Origin of the sequence: Micromonospora sp. NPDC007230 (assembly GCF_042869115.1) — a bacterium.
In the GTDB taxonomy this organism is placed as follows: Bacteria; Actinomycetota; Actinomycetes; order Mycobacteriales; family Micromonosporaceae; genus Micromonospora.
Genome location: NZ_JBIAFE010000039.1, coordinates 1 through 17,378 on the forward strand (window position 1 = coordinate 1; position 17,378 = coordinate 17,378).

General features: G+C 69.3%; 10 protein-coding genes. 3 read left to right on the forward strand and 7 right to left on the reverse strand.

Translation table 11 applies throughout. The features are described 5' to 3' along the window. Positions 1-111: 111 nt before the first annotated feature. The 5 genes from ACFYML_RS33780 to ACFYML_RS33800 all read right to left on the reverse strand — a co-directional run bounded on the left by ACFYML_RS33780 (position 112) and on the right by ACFYML_RS33800 (position 6,588). The gene (locus tag ACFYML_RS33780) at positions 112-1,857 is read right to left on the reverse strand and encodes a fatty acyl-AMP ligase (RefSeq protein ID WP_387424499.1); all 1,746 of its coding nucleotides are present in this window, start codon (positions 1,855-1,857) and stop codon (positions 112-114) included. Between the two features lie 115 nt (positions 1,858-1,972). Beyond that, positions 1,973-2,836, reverse strand: a complete 864-nt coding sequence (locus ACFYML_RS33785) for a BTAD domain-containing putative transcriptional regulator (protein WP_387424500.1) — start codon at positions 2,834-2,836, stop codon at positions 1,973-1,975. Between the two features lie 14 nt (positions 2,837-2,850). Further along, positions 2,851-3,609: a thioesterase II family protein gene (locus ACFYML_RS33790; RefSeq protein ID WP_387424501.1), complete on the reverse strand. Its 759-nt coding sequence runs from the start codon at positions 3,607-3,609 to the stop codon at positions 2,851-2,853. A 151-nt stretch (positions 3,610-3,760) separates the two neighbouring features. Continuing rightward, a complete protein-coding gene (gene lanL / locus ACFYML_RS33795; protein ID WP_387424502.1) occupies positions 3,761-6,361 on the reverse strand; it encodes a class IV lanthionine synthetase LanL in 2,601 nt (866 codons plus the stop codon). Positions 6,362-6,396: 35 nt separating this feature from the next. Beyond that, positions 6,397-6,588, reverse strand: a complete 192-nt coding sequence (locus ACFYML_RS33800; protein ID WP_073837521.1) for a hypothetical protein — start codon at positions 6,586-6,588, stop codon at positions 6,397-6,399. Between the two features lie 303 nt (positions 6,589-6,891). Here ACFYML_RS33800 and ACFYML_RS33805 point away from each other — a divergent pair, with 303 nt between their 5' ends. From ACFYML_RS33805 to ACFYML_RS33815, 3 genes are all read left to right on the forward strand, one after another. After that, a complete protein-coding gene (locus ACFYML_RS33805) occupies positions 6,892-8,871 on the forward strand; it encodes an ABC transporter ATP-binding protein (protein ID WP_387424504.1) in 1,980 nt (659 codons plus the stop codon). Positions 8,872-9,071: 200 nt separating this feature from the next. Then, a complete protein-coding gene (locus ACFYML_RS33810) occupies positions 9,072-11,999 on the forward strand; it encodes a tetratricopeptide repeat protein (protein WP_387424505.1) in 2,928 nt (975 codons plus the stop codon). A gap of 654 nt (positions 12,000-12,653) precedes the next feature. Beyond that, positions 12,654-13,301 (forward strand): VanZ family protein, encoded by a 648-nt coding sequence (locus ACFYML_RS33815; protein WP_387424506.1) that lies wholly within the window; start codon positions 12,654-12,656, stop codon positions 13,299-13,301. A 405-nt stretch (positions 13,302-13,706) separates the two neighbouring features. Here ACFYML_RS33815 and ACFYML_RS33820 read toward each other — a convergent pair whose 3' ends face one another. After that, a complete protein-coding gene (locus ACFYML_RS33820; protein WP_387424507.1) occupies positions 13,707-15,176 on the reverse strand; it encodes a S8 family serine peptidase in 1,470 nt (489 codons plus the stop codon). Positions 15,177-15,327: 151 nt separating this feature from the next. Next, a complete protein-coding gene (locus ACFYML_RS33825) occupies positions 15,328-17,253 on the reverse strand; it encodes a S9 family peptidase (protein WP_387424508.1) in 1,926 nt (641 codons plus the stop codon). Positions 17,254-17,378: the final 125 nt, after the last annotated feature.

Consider the following 17,378-nt stretch of genomic DNA (forward strand, 5'->3'; position numbering starts at 1 on the left):
GGTCGACCGGCCCGTCGAACCGCAGCGCGTTCGGCAGGTTGTAGGTGGCACTGGGCCCCTCGAGCTGAGCCAGGAACCACAACCGGCGCTGCGCGTACGAAGCTGGATAAGTCATGACGGCGTTTTCCCCAGACGCTCACTCATACCTGGAGCCAGGCTCACGTAGATCGGGTCCAGCCCTGACTCCAGAAAGAGCTGGCGCATCGCGGATCTCCGCGTCTTTCCACTCGTCGTCTTGCGCACGGCGCCCGGCCGGACGAACACCACGCTGGTTCGGCCGATCCCGAACTGCTGCGCCAGCCCGCGCCCGAGCCGCGCCGCCGCCTGGGCGAGGTCGTCGTGCTGGCGTCCGCGTATCTCCTGCACGGCCACCACCTGGTGGTCCTCGATCGCGAAGACCGCGGAGGAGCCGAAGGGCAGATCTCCCGCCATCTCCTGCAGCGCACATTCAAGGTCGTGGGGGTGCAGGTTGCGGCCGTTGGAGATGATCAGGTCCTTGATCCGCCCGGTGACGTAGAGCTCCGCCCCGTCGCGCACCCCGAGATCACCCGTACGCAGATAGGGCCCTCGCCCGTCGGTGGTCGTCGCGCCGAAGATCTCCTCATTGACCTCGTCCTTGCGCCAGTAACCCCGGCTCACGCTGGCGCCGGTCACCCAGATCTCACCGACCCGGCCGTCCGCCAGCGGCATCCGGCTCTCCGGGTCCACGATCAGCACGTTGTCGTGCAGAATCGTCCCGCTGCTGATGAGGATCTTGCCGCCCGCTCCGGTCATCGGGGCCAATCGGCCGTGCGCCAGCTGCTCGGGATCGACTGTCGCCTTCCCGACCGGCCGACCGGCCGGCCTGCCGGTCACGATCAGGGTGGCCTCGGCCAGGCCATAGCAGGGCAGGAACGACTCCATACGAAAGCCGGCGGGCGCGAACCGCTTGGCGAATCGCTCCAGCGTCCGGTCGTTGATCGGCTCGGCGCCGTTGAGCGCGGTCTCCCAGTGGCTGAGGTCCAGCTCCGCCGCCTGATCCTCGCTGGTTACCCGGGCGCACAGGTCGTATGCGAAGTTGGGGGCCGCGGCGCACTGGATCCGGTGGCGGGCGATGAGCGCCAGCCACCTGGACGGTCGCTTCAGGAACTCCAGCGGGGGCAGCTGGAGGAGCCACCCGCCGGCGTACACCGGGTACAGCAGCTGCCCGATCAGGCCCATGTCGTGGATGTGCGGCAGCCAGCCGCACACCCTTATCTCCGGCTTCCGGCCCACGAACGAGTCGATGAGATCGAGGTTGCTCAGCAGGTTGCCCTGGCTGACCATGACACCCTTCGGGTCGCTGGTGGAGCCGGAGGTGTATTGCAGCAGGGCGAGGTCGTCCGGGGTCGGCAGTTCCAGTGGCACGTCGTCCGGCGACGGGTCCGCGGTGTCCGCCACGGTGATGCAGGGCAGCGTGCGGTAGCCGTTGCCCGCCGCCCACTCGCGGATGGTTTCCCGCGACTCCTCGACGGTGAGGATGAGCGCCGGCTCCGCGTCGGCGACCATCCCCGCCAGCCGTTGAATGCTCGTAGGCGACCGTTCCGGCAGCGGTGCGGGCACCGCGATGAGGCGCGCGTACGAGCATGCGAAGAACGCGACGGCGAAGTCCAGGCCGCTGGGGAAGAGCAGTAGCGCCCGCGCGCCCGGCTCGAACCCCGCGGTGGCCAGCCGTGCCGCCAGCCGGCGCGATCTCTCGGCCAGCTGCCCGAAGGTGAGCCGGTCCGCTATTTTTCCTTCGTTCATATCCGGAATGAATGCGAGGGCCTCTCGCTCGGGGTGGCGTTCGGCCTTGTCGTTCAAGACGTGCGCCAACGTCATTCCAGGACCGCGTACCATATTCGCCCCTCTGCGCGTGCGATATGGAATAAGTGTAAATCTAGCAGGCGGCTTTAAAGGTCATCTTAAAGCGTGCTTAAGCGGGGCCGGTAATGGCGCTGGTGCTGTCGCCGGTTCAGGCGGTTCTATCAAGCTGGAGCAGCTCGAAGGTCGAGTCGATCGGAATCGGTTCGCGCAGCAGAATCAGCTGGTGAAGTCGCTGCAACTGGGTGCCGGGATCGAGGCCGAGTTCATTGCGCAGGGCTCGGGCGAGTTCGCTGTACACGTCGAGGGCGTCGGCCGGCCGGCCCTGCCGCTGCAGGGCGATCATCAGGTAGGCACACAGATTTTCGTGAAACGGATGGCGCGAGGTCAGCGCGTACAGTTCGCTGATCACCTCGGTGTGCCGGCCCAGTTCCAGGTCCAGCAGGATTTTCCGTTCCCGCGCGGCCTGGCGCATCTCATTCAGCCGGCGTGCCTCCGCTTGCAGGTCCGGGGTGGTGCAGACGTCCGACAGGGCCGGCCCGCGCCAGAGCGCGAGCGCATCGGACAGGAGTTGCGAGGCCATCTTCGTGCGGCCGGTGTCCTGTGCGTTCCGGGCCTCTTGCCAGTATTGCTCGAAGAGTGCGAGATCCAGCACGTTGTCGTCCACCTCGAGCATGTAACCGGGTGGCTGGGTGACGATTCGCGCATAGCCCGGCGCCAGATCCGTGGTGTCGAGGACTTTCCGGATGTTCGATACGTATACCTGGAGTGCCGTCTTCGCGGTCTTCGGCGGCGATTCATTCCACAGTTCACGAATGAGGTGCTCGATCGGGATGGCGCGATTGTGGCCGCACAGCAGGTTCGCCAGCAGAATGCGAAGCTTCAGGGCGCGGGGGCTGCACGACTTCCCGTTCTTGGCGGTCAGGCTGAGCGAGCCGAGAATCCTCAGTTTGGGTATCTTCGCTTCCGTGGGTGAGGGATGAGAGGAACCGGCCGGGGTGTAGCGATAAGACATGCGGAATCCTTGCTCTACCGGGGTGTGTCGAGCAAATCGCCGTGCAGCCTGCTGAGCAGGCGATCGTAGTTTTGGTCGAGGAAGAAGTGACCCCCCGGGAGTTCGTCAACGGAGATGCTGGTGGCGAGGTCTTTCCACGGTGCGATCGCGGTCCTCTCCACCAGCGTGTCGTCCCGGCCGTACAGGATGCTGACCGGGGTCTTCAGCCGCTGGCCGGAGCAGGTGTAGGAGTGGAACAGATGCAGATCCGAGCGCAGGATCTCCAGGGTCATCTCGAGCAGGGCAGGATTCGCGAAGACGTCCTCCGGGCTGCCCATCCGGCGCAGGAAGTCAACGGGGTCGTCCACCGAGGGTGGGCCCTTCTGCGGGGCGTTGCTGCCGGCGGCAACGATGCTGCGGAGACCGTTCCCGCTGGCCGCCTCGACGCGCACGGCCGTTTCGTAGGCCATGACCGCGCCCAGGCAGAGGCCGAGAAAGGCATAGGGAATGCCTCGTGGTTCGACCGCCTCGAGGACCGACTGCGCCACATGGTCGGCCAGCGCGCTCATGCTTTGCACCGGTGGTTCGGCGAGCCGGGACATGCGTCCGGGTAATTCCACGGTCACGCATTCGGCATTCGCCGCGGCGACTTCGCGAAGTTTCGCGAAGGATCCAGCGCCACCCCCGGCCGGTGGAAAACAGACGATAATCATTGCCGGCGGCTCGCCGCTGCGCGGCTGGAACCGCACCCATTTCTGTGCGCTTGACCTACCGTTACTTGACCGTTCACGCATCCAATGACACTTCCTTCTGCCGGGCGTGGAAACACTCAGCGCGTACACACTGAGGCGGCACAGATATCTGGCGGTTCATCACGTACACGGGAGGCGAGCGGGTGCCGGCGACTGCGGGCGCCGGTCGGATCATCGGTGCGGTGACCGGAGATCAACTGCGGACGAGAGCCGAGCGAGCCGCCGCCGTCCGTAGCGGAAGGTGGCTGTAGGGCACGACCTCCGGCGTGTCCGGCCGGTTGAGCCGGCGGAGGAAGGCGAGGATGCCCGCGTTCCCTGTCGCCCACGACCAGGGCGCGTCCTGCCGGTTCGAGTTGACGAACAAGGGCGAGCCGTCCGGGCCGTGGCTGCGGGCGAGGAGTTGCGGGACGACCGCGTGGGCGGCCCGCTGGTGTCGGTCGTCGCCGGTGTGGCGGGCACAGTCAATGAGGAATCCGCCGACCCCGGTCAAGCCGCAGCACTGGCTCAGGCCGCCAAGGCGGGGGATCCAGGCGGTGCAGGCCTCAGCCGCTGACACGGCGGCCGCGGTGAACTCGGAGGCGTCGAAGAGTTCGGCGGCGTGCAGCAGGGTGCGACCGATGCCGGCGAGTCCCTGGCACCAGGACACAGACAGTGGGATCGCCCGGGGATCGCGGGCCCGCCCGATCAGCACCTCGGCGCGGTTTCGTAGCTCCTGGGACCGTTCGTGGGCGGCCGCCCGTACGTCTGGGTCGCCGGTGCGGGCGGTGTAGGCGATGAGCAGGTCGATGACGCCGGCGCGGCCGTGGGAGTAGCTGGCTGACGGATCGGTGTCGATCTCTTCGGGCAGGCCGGCGTCGAGGGCCACCGACAGGGTCATCTCGGTTTTGGCCAGCAGGTTGTCCACGCAGGCGCGGGCGGCGTCGAGGTGCGTCGGGTCGCCGAGGACATCGGCGAGGTACAGATGGCCGAGTCCGACGCCGGCGGTGCCCGTCATGATGTCGTCATGCTCGTCGTCGACGTTGTACGGGACGGCGGGGATCGCGGGGAGCGCCACGTCGAAACCGGCCTTCCTGAGCTGTGCCAGGAAGAGGTGGCTGCCGGTGGAGCCGAGGAACAGGCCGGGCGGCACGTCGATCCGTGTGTTGGCTCGGACGGTGTGCTCCGCCAGCTGGTGCAGCAGCTCCGGTACACCGGGCTGGTGGCGGTGGTGCAGCAGCTCCAGGCCGACTCCGGCGCTGCCGGTGTAGATGCTGCCGTCCACGTTGGCGAATGCGGACGCCGGCTGCCGCAGCTGTCGATGCTCGACCTCCCACAGCAGCTGATCGAGCACCTGCTGTTCGAGGACGATGGGATCGGCGGTCGGCATGCTCTGGCGGCGGGGCGTTGCGCCGGTACGGGCCGCCCAGTCTTCGTTGGCCAGCGTCCGCAGCGCCGCCGTGGCCTGTTCCGGCGTACCCTGCAGCAGCTCGGCCACCAGGTCGGTGAACGGCGCGTGTCTGGGACCGAGGATGCTGGTCAGCGATTGCAGTGCCCGCTGTGCGGGCACGTCGGCCTCGGTCTCGTCCACCACGGGGGACAGGCTGGTGGCTGCGAAGGCGAGGGTCATCCCCAGCGAGTAGTGGTCGTTCGACGGGGTGGCCGGGCCGTTGCGCATCTGGTCCCAGGAGGCGTAGCCGTGCGTGCCGCCGGGCACGTGCAGGCCGTCGAGGGCGGAGATGCCGAAGTCGACGAGGTGTGCCCGGTCGGCGCCGATGACGACGTTGCGCGGGGTGATGTCGCGCATGACGACGCCGCGGGTGTGCAGCGCCAGCAGGGTACGGGCGAGTTGGGCCACCAGCTGGGTGAACCCCGGCGACACGGGTGTGCCGGCGCGGAGCATGGCGCCCTGGTTACCGACCCGGTACGCCAGATCCTGGTCGCCGACGTCGGTGGTGACCAGGAATTCGTCGTCGCCGTGGGCGAAGTGGTCGATGAAGGCGGGCACGCCGGGCACGCCCTCGCAAGCGGTGAGCACCCGTCGCTCGTTGCGGAGGCGGGAGCGGGCGTCGAGGCCGTTGCCCGAGTCGCCGACGTGCGCCCTGGCCTGCTTGACGATGACCACCCGGTCGGTGGTGGTGTCGCGGGCGCGGAAGACGCTGCCCTGCGCGGTGCGCTGCACCCCGTCCTCGGGCCGGTACCGCCCACCGAGCAGCTCCGGTGTTTCGTCGTCGCTCTCGGGCCGGAATGGGTCGGTCACCCAGTCCGGCTGGCGGTAGTCCAGGTCGGCGACCGCGTCGAACGTCTCCCCGTGCGGGCCGGGGATCTGGATCGACATGAGACCGCGCTGGCCCCGGAACCAGCGAGCCACGAACGGGCCGTAGCGGTAGTAGACCGGCGCGTCGCCGTCGATCCGGCGGTCGCTGAGCACCCGCGGTCCGGGATGCCCGCGTAGCAGGTCGACGAGCGCGAGGCCGAGGTCGCGTACGCGGTCCTGCTGGGGGTAGACGGTGATCGCCTTGCCCACCCCGGCGGGCGTCTCGATGCCGTAGTTCATCGCGGTGAGCACGCCGCTTGTGCTGGCGAGCTTGAAGCTGCACCCCACTTCGAGCAGGAACGGGACCGTCCGGGCCGCCGTGGCCGCGAAGTCTTCGGCCCGTGACGAGACGTGCAGCTTCCAGCCATGGTCCGGAAGCTGCACGTCGTCGCGGTCCACGTAGGTCCACTGCGGCCCGAGGCGCACCGTGTACCGGCCGCCGTACCGTTCATCGACGAGCCGTTTGACGAACGGTCCAGATTCCCAGTCGGACACGGACACCTACCTCCTCGGCAGCGGAGATCGTCAGGGATGGGTCAGACGGTGCGGCCGGTGGCGATGCAGCGGTCGCTGATCCGGTCGGTGCACGGACCGCAGGTGTACGGGCAGCGGTTGGCGGAGTGCAGCGACTGCTGCACGTCCTCGAAGTGGACCCGCGGTTCCACGGCCGCCGGTCCGCCGTTGCGTGGCGCGAGTTCGAGCAGGGCCGCCTGCAGTCTCTGGGTCATGTTCGCCTCCGTCGAGGTAGCTGAGCGCGACGGCGTGGTCGCCGGTCCGCCCTGGACTGGCGCGGACGCTAGCGTCGGCCGCTAACTAATCACTAACAATCAAGGCGCGGCTGCGGGCGGTGATCGGTGCTGCGAAGCTCCGCTGACTGGTGCGGCGATCGAGCGACCCCGCAACCGCCCCGCGTCGGCGCTCACGACGCCCGCCAGGAACGGATCGATGTTCTACGCTCGACGCTCGCAGAGGTGCCGTCGCGCACTGGGGGCCGTCGCGACCCGGGCGGCGGAGCGTGAGGAGGCATGCCCATGACCGAAACCGCCATCCCGGGCGACCAGCGCACTGCCCCCCGCACCGCCGCCCCGCTGCCCTCGGCAGAGCCGGTACTGCCCGAGCTGCGGGAGATGTGGTGGGAGACGGGCCTGCGGGCGCGGGCTGAGGCCGGGTTGTTCGCCGTCTTCGCCGAGCTGCCCCGACTGGTCTGGGTGGCGTTGCGAATCAGTTGGCGCGCTGACCGCATCCGCACTGGCGTGGTGGCCGCCACGACGGTCGGTGCCGGGGTGCTGGCCGCTTTCGGGCTGCTGGCCACCCAGCGGGTGCTGGTCGAGCTGTTCGCCGGAGGGCCGACCGCGGACAAGGTCGAATCGGCACTGCCCGCCCTCGCCGCGCTGGCGGGGGCGACGGCGCTGCGCGCCGGCATGGGTATCGCCAGCGGGTACGCACAGAACGGACTCACCCCGCGGGTGAGCCGGGAGGTCGAGCGCGGCCTGTTCGAGACGAGTACGGCCGTGCGACTGGAGGCGTTCGACGCGGACGCCTTCGCCGACGACATGGAACGGGCCTCGCGGGGGACCGACTCGGCGATCTCGCTGGTGCAGGCGTCGATGAGCTTCCTCGCCGGCCTGGCCGGTCTGGTCGCCGTCGCGGTCGCCGTGGTGGTCATCCACCCGCTGCTGTTGGTGGCGCTGCTGGTCGCCACGCTGCCCAAGGCGTGGGCCTCCCTGCGGGCGGGACACCTGCAGTATCGGACCTACACGGCGGGCTCGGTACGCCGACGCCGTATCTGGCTGCTGCACCGGCTCATGGCCGAGCGAGTGTCGGCCCCGGAGCTCCGCTCGTACGGGCTGCGCCGGTTCCTGCTCGATCAGTACGACCGGGTCATGGCGGTGGAGACCGGCATCCAACTCGCGCTCGCTCGTCGGGTCACCACCACCACCACACTGGGGTCCATGATCGGCGGACTGGCGACCGGGGCGGTGTACGTGCTGCTCGGGCTGCTGCTCGTGGACGGGCAGATCCCACTGGCCGCTGCGGCGACCTGCGTGATCGCCTTGCAGGCCGCGCAACGCTCGTTGGCCGTCGCCACCACCCAGGTCGACAAGGTCTACACCGATGGCCTGCACTTCGGCGACTACACGGGGTTCATGACCCGAGCCGCCGCCTACCTGCCCGACCAGTCGGGCGGGGAATCGCTGGAGCCGCTGCGTGAGCTGACCGTCCATCAGGTCAGCCTGCGCTACCCCGACCGGGATACCGCTGCCGTGGACGGCGTGACGCTGACCATCGAGACGGGCCAGACCGTGGCCTTCGTGGGGGAGAACGGCTCCGGCAAGAGCAGCCTCGCCGCGTTGATCGCCAACCTGCGCGCGCCCACCTCGGGTGTCATCCGTTGGAATGGTCGGCCGCTGGCCGACTGGAACACCGACGGGTTGCGAGCCCGGATCGCCGTGGTCACTCAGGAGTACCACAAGTGGCCGTTCACTGCGGCGACCAACATCGCCATCGGGGACGTCCACAGCGAAGCGAGCCTGGACCGGATACAGGCCGCCGCTGCCCGGGCCGTCGCACACGAGATGATCGAGAATCTTCCGTACGGGTACGAGACGTTGCTCGACCGCACCTTCGCCCACGGCCAGGACCTCTCCGGCGGGCAGTGGCAGCGCATCACCGCCGCCCGCGGCTTCCTCCGCGACGCCGACCTGCTGATCATGGACGAGCCGTCCTCCGCCCTCGATCCGCGGGCTGAGGACGCGCTGTTCCAGGCGATCCGGGACCGGCAGGGGCGGGCCACCACCATCCTCATCACCCACCGGCTGGCCAACGTCCGCCACGCCGACCGGATCTTCGTCCTGCACGACGGCGCTCTGGCCGAGAGCGGCAACCACGACGAGCTCATGATCGCCGGTGGCCGGTATGCCGAGTTGTTCACCCTTCAAGCGGCGGGCTACCAGGGCAATGCCGCCGGGGCAGGGTCGGCCGTCGGCCCCGCTGACGCTGCGACATGCTGAGCCAGCAGGAAAGTTGACATCCATCCTGCAATTCGAAGCCCCGACATATGGAAGTATGCCGGTTTTGATGCCAAGTCGGGTTGCGGAACCGCTGGTAGGTTTTGCGAGTACTCACCGTGACTAGGTTGCGGTGCGACGCGAGGGCCGAAAGCGCCCGGGTGACGAACCCATACGAAGTGACCGCGATACCGAGGTGGCAGTTGACCTTGGAAGCTGATGAGGATCTGTACTTTCGCGCACTCGGCCCGCTGACCGTCGAGTGGCGCGGCCAACCGATGGACCTGGGCGGGCCGCAACGCACCCTGGTACTCGCACTTCTCCTGTCCCACGCCAACCAGCCCGTCTCCATGGACATCCTCGTCGACGAGCTGTGGCGGGACGCGCCGCCGCGGTCGTACCGGGTGCAGCTGCAGGGGCTTGTCTCCGACCTGCGGCGCCGGTTGGCACCCGGCGGCAGCCGCGCCGCCGCCCCCATCGTTACCCGATCCTCCGCCTACCTGCTCGAGGTGGCTGCCGACCGATACGACCTCGAGCAGTTCCAGGCCGGGGCAACGGCGGCAGGCAAGGCACGGACCGCCGGTGACAACGCGACCGCGGTACGACTGCTGCGCACCGCACTCGCGCTCTGGCGTGGACCGGCCTTCAGCGGCCTGACAGGCCGGGTGATCGAGCACAGCGCGGCCGCCATGGACGAGGCCCGGGTCGATGCCGCTGCCGAGTACGCCGATGCGCGAATCACCGACGGGCAACTCGACGGCCTGACTCCCGAACTGGTCCGGCTGATCGCTGAGCGCCCCTTGGACGAGCGCTTCTCCCGGCACCTGATGACGGTGCACAGCCGGCTGGGACGGCGCTCCGACGCACTGGCGGTCTATCGCGAGCTGCACCGCCGGACGGTCGCGGAGCTGGGTATCGAACCGTCAACGCAGTCGCAAGAGCTGCACCGGCGGATTCTGACGGGGGATCCGCAGCCGCCCACCCCGCACAACGCCGGCCAGGCGCTGGAGAGCGCGTACCGGCACCTGCCACCCGACATCGCGGAATTCGTCGGCAGGCGACGCGAACTGGCGGCGCTGATGGGCGCGGCGACCAGCCCACCGGACACAGCCGTGCCCATCGTCACGGTGGAGGGCATGGCCGGTGTGGGCAAAACCCGCCTGGCGGTACATGCCGCCCACCGGCTCTCCGCCACCTACCCGGACGGGCAGTTCTATGTCGACCTGCACGGATTCACCGAGGATTCGGCGCCGGCCGACCCCGGTGAGGTGCTGGAGTCCCTGCTCCGGCTGCTGGGCGTCCCACCGTCCGGAATTCCCGAGAAGATCGAGGCCCGCGCGGCGGTGTTCCGGGACCGATTGTCCGAGCAGCGAGTGCTTCTCGTCGTGGACAACGCAGCCGAAGAGTCACAGGTTCACCCGTTACTGCCGGCCAACCCGGGCTGCCTGGTGATCGTGACGAGCCGGCGCAGCCTCGCCGTGGACGGTGCTCACACCGTCCGGTTGGACGTGCTGCACCGGGAGGAATCGTTGGACCTGCTCACGATGATCGTCGGCCGCGACCGGGTGACCGCCGAGCCGTCCGCGGCCGACGCGCTGCTGGCGCGCTGCGGTCATCTGCCGTTGGCCGTCGCACTCGCCGCGCGACGACTGCGAGCGCGACCGGCCTGGCCCATCAGCCATCTGCTGTCCCGGCTGACCGACGAGAATCGCCGGCTGGACGAACTGTCCCTCGGCGGGCGAGCGGTTCAGGGCGTCTTGGCCCTGTCGTATCGGGCCCTGGCTCCGGACCGCCGAAGGCTGTTCCGGCTGCTCGGCGTCCACCCCGGCAACGACGTGACCGCGGCGTCGATGGCGGCACTGGTCGGCTGCGAACCGGCGGCCGCGCAGCTCGCGCTCGAATCGTTGCTCGACGAGCACCTCGTGCAGCAGGCGGAACCGGACCGGTACCAGATGCACGACCTGCTGCGCGAATACGCCACGCGGCGGTGCCTCACCGAGGACACCGAAGACAGCATCGCGGCCGCCAAAAGACGGCTGCTCGACTGGTACGTGGCGACGACCGACGCCGCGACCCGGCTGATCCGCAGGTTTTCGCTCCCACCGGTCGGGCAGCCTCCGGCACCGGAGACACCTCCGGTCGAGTTCGCCGACGAGCAGCACGCACTCACCTGGCTCGACGCGGAGTACGCGAACCTGATCGCCGCCGCCCGGACCGCTAGCAGCGGCCCCTGTCAGCGGCAAGTGTTGCTGCTCGCCCATCTGCTGCAGCCCTACCAGATCCGGCGCGGCCACACCGATGACTCGATCGAGATTCTGCTGCGTGCCTCGACCGCAGCCCGCCAGCTCGACGACCCCCGCGCCGAAGCGCACACCCTGACCGAACTGGGCCAGGCATACAACACCGCAGGCCGGACAGATCCCGCGCTGACGCAGCTCCGACAGGCACTGCCCCTGCATCACACGCTCGGACAGCCCGACGGCGAAGCGATCACCCGCAACAACCTCGCCCTGGTGTACCGCCGGCTCGGCCGACACCATGAGGCGATTGCTGAATACCAGCGGGCCGTCACGCTCTTCCGATCCACCGGCGACAGACAGTGGGAAGCCGCCGTGCTGAGCAACCTCAGCATCGACCTGCACCTGCTCGGTCGGGACCGGGAGGCGCTCGACCAGGCCAAACGGGCCCTGGCGCTGCAGCGGAAGCTCGGCGGCCCCGGCGTGGCGAGCCTGGAGAACAACGTCGGCCTGCTCCATGCCCGGCTGGGCCGGCACCCCGAGGCGGTCCGGTACGCCCAACGGGCGCTCGCGTTGCAACACCGCACGGGCAGTCGCCCGGGCCAGGCAAACGCCCTGGCCAACCTTGCCTTCAGCTACGCCCGACTGGGTCGGCACAAGGCAGCCATCCGGGCTGGTCTGGCCGCGCTCGATCTCGCCCGCGGACTCGGCCCCGACATCCAGTCGAACGTGCTGAACACCCTCGGCGAGGCGTATTTTCTCGCCGGCGACCACGAGACGGCCCTGCGCCACCACCGGGCAGCTCTGGCCATCGCCGATCGGATCGACGAGGCAGATGAGCAGGCCCGGGGCCGAGCCGGAATCGAGAAGGCCACCATCGTCGTCGCCGGGTGACCACGACCTCGCAGACAAGCCGAAAATCGAAGTGGTCAGGGTTCGCTGCTCCCCGCCTGGATGGTGCCGGCTGTCGTCCCGGGGCCCGCTGGCACCAATCACGGGGCCGTGCTGCATCGACGCATGGCTTTGGGTGCCGTCGTGGCGACGCCGGCATGATCGGTAAGGCACGAAGCCCGGCGGGATAAGCCACCCGCCGTTGGCCTGAAGGCCAAAATGCGCCCCGTCGGCGTACAACCACCCGGCTCCCAGATCCGGCGGCAGTGGCTGGCCGACCGCCTCCGGCGCCGCCACGAGGTCGGGCTCAGACGCCGGCGGTCGTAGAGCCGCGCGGGCCCGGGGCGCGTGCTGTTGAAGCCACGTGTCAATGCGGTCGATCGCCGCCGCCGCGACCGCCGCTCGATCCGCTCAAACCTCCGCCACACTGCGAGGAGCCGGCCCCACTGGGACCGGCCGGTTGCCCGTTGACGTCGACAGCCGGCTGCGGGCCTTGGTCGTGGCCGAGGTGCCCGGCGACGACGCCAGGCATTCCGTGTATCGCGGAGGTATGGAAAATTTCATACGCCACTGCAACGGCCCTCCATTTCTAATGGGGGCATGAAGCACAGTGCATCCCTGTCAGCAGCGCCCCGCCGCACGCGCAGCATCGGGCTCGTGAGCCTGGCGATCCTCGGTCTGGCGAGCGCGGCGTTCGTCGTGCGGCGGCCGCTCATGATGTCCGCTCCGAGGTGCATGGCCGGGCGGTGGCACGGCTGCTTCGATACGTTCAACGGTGTGCTGCTCATGACGCTGGTCGGCCTGCCGTTGGCCGCTCTGGTGGTGTGGGCTCTGGCGCGCCTTCGGCGTGCTGCCGGCGTCCCGTCCGCACGGCGGATGTCGCTGGCCGAGGTGGGCATGGTCTACGGGACGGTGCCGCTGGTGTGGCTGACCATGATGCCGGGCCCGGGCGCCGGCATCGTCCCGGGCCGGGTGAGCCTGGTCCCGCTGCGGGACCTGGTCACGATGGGGCCGATCGGGATCGGCGGCAACCTGCTGATCTTCGCCGCGCTCGGGTTCTTCGCCCCGATGCGGTTCGCGGCGCTTGCGTCCGTGCCGCGGATCCTGGCACTCGGGGCGGGCTGCTCGGCCCTGGTCGAAACCGCACAGTACGTCCTGCGGCTGGACCGGGTTTCCTCCGTGGATGACGTACTGGTCAACGCCGCCGGCGCGGTGCTGGCCGGGCTGGCGTCACGCCACTGGTGGCGCACTACGGCGGAGGTGCCATCGGACCAGCCGCGCCCCGCGCCGGCGCCGGCAGGCTAACTCCGAATTCCGCTGCTGTTTGGATGGTGGTAACCGAGGCGGTCCACCCGGCTGAACCAAGGCAGTGCCCCTCGGCGCGCCCGACACCAGGACCGCGGTGGCGATGAAGCGTGCACCCCGCCGATGGTGGGCAGGTGCTGACGCGCCGCTCGGTGTAGAGGGCAGCCGGGCCGCCCTGACCCGGAGGACCGGGCTGTCCGTCGCGGACGCCCGGTCCCCGGTACTACTTCGTGAACGCCGCGGCGTACGTTTCGTGGCGGTCCTGGTCGTGGATCGTGAGCTGTGCCAGAGCAAACACGGTCATCGTGGCATGTTGGCAGCCGGTGATCGTGCGCTCCGTGGCGCTGTTTGTTGTCGATGACGGTGCCGGCTGAACGAGCTACTGTGCGTTGAGCTGATCGGCCGTCAGGCAGGTGCCGCGCCCAGCCGTACCGCCGAGGCGTACACGTCGACGAGGCCCGTTCCCTTGTCGACTGCGGTGGTGTAGGGCCCGACGGTCTGGTAGGCCGCGCCGTCCGTGAACTTGTACGCCGTGGCCTTGAGCGCGTCCTCGATCTGGGCCGGGGTCGCGTCGGGTGCGACCTGGAACAGTTGGGTGACGATGCCCACGACATGCGGGGTTGCCATCGAGGTGCCGCTGATCGTGTTGAACGTGCCGAGGTCCAGCGGCCCGGGGCCGTTGCGCGGGTCCAGGCCGGTCGAGCAGATCAGCAGGTACGGCCGGCAGGCCGAGGTGATGTTCGATCCGGGTGCTGAGACGTCCGGGTAGGTCTCCGGGTGTCCCGCCGCCCCGCGGCTGGAGAACGTCGACACGCTACCGTCGCGGGTGCCGGTGCCGTGGTCGTCGTAGGAGGCGACCATGATGATGCCCGGAGTGGGGTCCTGACCCGGAGGGTTGGTGGCACTGTTGTCCGGGCCGTCGTTGCCGGCCGCCCAGACGGTGACGACACCCTCGGCGGCCAGCGCCCGCTGTAGCTTGGTGGTCGCCGAGTTCGGATCGAACGCCCCACCGCCAGTGGGGCCGTACGAGTTGTTGCTCACCTTGATCGGCGGGCAGCCCGCGCACGGGTTCAGGTGATGCTCGAGCACCCAGTTCAGCGCGCTGTCCGCACCGAAGATGCTCAGTCCCGCGCCGACCGACAGGCTGATCAGCGTGGCGTCAGGGGCAGCCCCGTGCAGATGGGTGCCGTCGGTGAGCGTCGTGTCCCGCCCGGCGACGATCCCCGCGACGTGTGTGCCGTGCCCGCCGGCCGACAGCGTGTCGGTGTCGTTGGCCGCGGTCAGGTCGAGGAAGCATGAGTCGTTGGGGAGCGGGAGCGGCAGACCCAGATCGGTGAGCGGGCCGCAGATGTTCTTCAGATTGAGCTTCACTGCGCTGGAACCGTCGGCGTTGCGGAAGAACGGGTGCGTGCCGTCCACGCCCGTGTCGATGATCGCCGCCGACACACCGCGGCCGTCGACCGGCCGTCCCTGTCCGTCGCGCAGCTCAGCGCGCGCCTGCTCGCCTCGGGTGGCGACGTTCGAGGTCGACAGGTGCAGCCGCAGCGGCTGGTCACCTTCGACGTAGGTGACACCGGCATGACCGCGAACGGCCGCGATCTGCTCGGCGGTGCCGCGCGCAACCGCGACGCCGATCTTGTTCCAGGTGGTGATGAGTGTGAGGCCGGTGTCGGCGGCCGCCTGCCGGGCGGCGCCGATGCTCGTACCGTGCACAAACACCGGGATCGTGCCGGAGGCTGTCGTCAGCGTCCGCGCCAGGGAACTGGATATCGGGGCGAGTGGGTTGTTCGCCTGCGCCGGCGCGACCGGCGCGACCGGCGCGACGAGCGCGGCGGCAAGGACGCCGGCGATCAGGACGGGGGTGGTTCGAGGCATGAGGGGCCTCCTCCGGGAGCATATGTGACGCCTATCTATGGCCTACATCGGCGATCACCAAACTTATGCAACACGGGTACGTCCTTAGGGCGCGAATGCGGACGGAGCCACCCGCTCGCACGGAGTTCGGCCGTGGCGGTCGGACGTTGGGTCATCCGAGCCACCGATCGCACCATTCGCGGGTGCGGCGGAGCACGTCGAGTTGGTGGTTGCGTTCGCGGATCGAGTGGGTCTCTCGGGGATAGACGACGTACTGGTGCTCCACTCCGAACCTGCGTAGCGCGCGGTGGAAGAACTCCGCCTGTGATACCGGAACGTTGGTGTCGTTCTCGCCGTGCATGATCAGCACCGGCGTGCGGACCTTGGAGGCGTACGAGATCGGGCTGAGCTGGTCGTGGCGGTGTGGACCTGTTCCTTCCCAGCCGCTGCTGCCGCCGAGGGCAGCCTCGAACGGCCCCTGTTCTCCGGTTGCGGCGAGCATTCCCCAGTCGCTGATGCCGGCGCCCACCACGGCGGCCTTGAACCGGTCGGTCTGCCCGACCGCCCAGGCGGCCATGAAACCGCCGTGGCTCCAGCCGCCGATACCCAGCCGGTCGGGGTCGGCGACGCCGCCGGCGATGAGCAGGTCGATGCCGGCGCAGATGTCGGTCCACTCGTCGAGGCCGACCGCACCGGCGACGTGCACCGCGAAGTCGTGGCCGTGCCCTTGGCCGCCGCGCGGGTTCGGCAGAAACACGGCGTAGCCCGCGGTTGCCAGCCACTGACCGGACGGATCCCAGCCAAGCTGGAGCCGGTCGGCGTGCCGGTGGTACGGGCCGCCGTGGACCAGTGTCACCAGTGGAAAAGGCCCGTCCTTGTGGGACCGGCCGGCCGGCAGGATCAGCAGGCCGTCGAGGGTCAGTCCGTCGGATGCCTCGTACGACAGGCGTTCCTGGACACCCCACCGGATGTTGCCGAGTTCGGGCCTGAGGTCGGTCAGCCGCGTCAGCGGCCCGCTGGTGGGGCCGGCGTGGACGTTCCCGGGCTCGTAGGACGTGCTGACGACCACCGCGACGGCGTCACCGTGCCGGCTCGTGGTCAACGACGTCGCGAGGCCGTCGACCCGGGACATCTCGACGAGGTTGGGCCCGGCCGGATCGAGCCGGTGGATCCCGGTATCGAGCCCGTCGGCGACCAGCAGCAGCGGCGGACCGGTGTCGACCTGAACCAGGTTGCTCGGGCAGACGGTCGTGCCGGCTGTCAGGTTTCGGTGCACGCCCACCGGCCCGGTCATCGGCACGGCGACATCGAGAACCGCGTGCCCGCCCACCAGCGCGGGCGGAGTCGTCGCGACGTATGCCAGGTGCCAGCCGTCGTCGGCGGGCCACCAGACGAGCGACGACGCGTCCGCCGCAGCCGGGCCGAGGTCCCGCGTCGCGCCGCTGTCCGGGTCGAGCAGGTGGAGACCGGGCTCGACCATTCCTGGGTCCACGTCGGGGGTCGACCAGGTCAATACCGCCAGCACTCCATCGTCGGGCCGCTGGGCCACCTCGACGACATGGCGATCGCCGAACGCAGCCGGCGTCCGAACCTCCCGGCTCCGTAGGTCGAGCAGCCGCAGCCGGTCCGGGCGCACGCGTTCACCCCACACCCGAGCGTCGTCACGCTCCCTCACCCGGCGCTCATCCTCATCGGACGGTTCATCGGCTGCGATCACCACGACAACGTCCGGATCGGCCAGCGGGAGGTGACCGGACACCCCACCGGCCCAGGACGTGACCGCCCGCACGACACCGTCGACCAACCCCACCCGGCACAGTTGCGCCCTGCCACGCTCAGCCCGGTCGGAGAGAAAGTAGATCAACAGCGAATCCCCGGCCCACCGCGGCGCCGAATCGTACGCCGCACCCGAAGTCAATCGTCGCGGAGACCCGGCCCCGTCAACGGCGGCGACCCAGAGTTCGCTGACCGGGTGAACACCAGCTCGCCCGACCGGGGCGACCACGTAGGCGACCCACTTGCCGTCCGGAGACAGCGCCAATGCCTGCGGAACACGACCATCAACCACCAACTGGGCGGTGAGCTGTGCACGAGCCATCGAGGCACAGTATCGATCAACCACCACGGCGGCCAACCGCTGCCGCAACGCCCGCAGCAAGGCTAACCGATTTGATTATCGATGATCAGTGATCATAGGTTGGCCTGTGTGGAACGTTTTCGGCT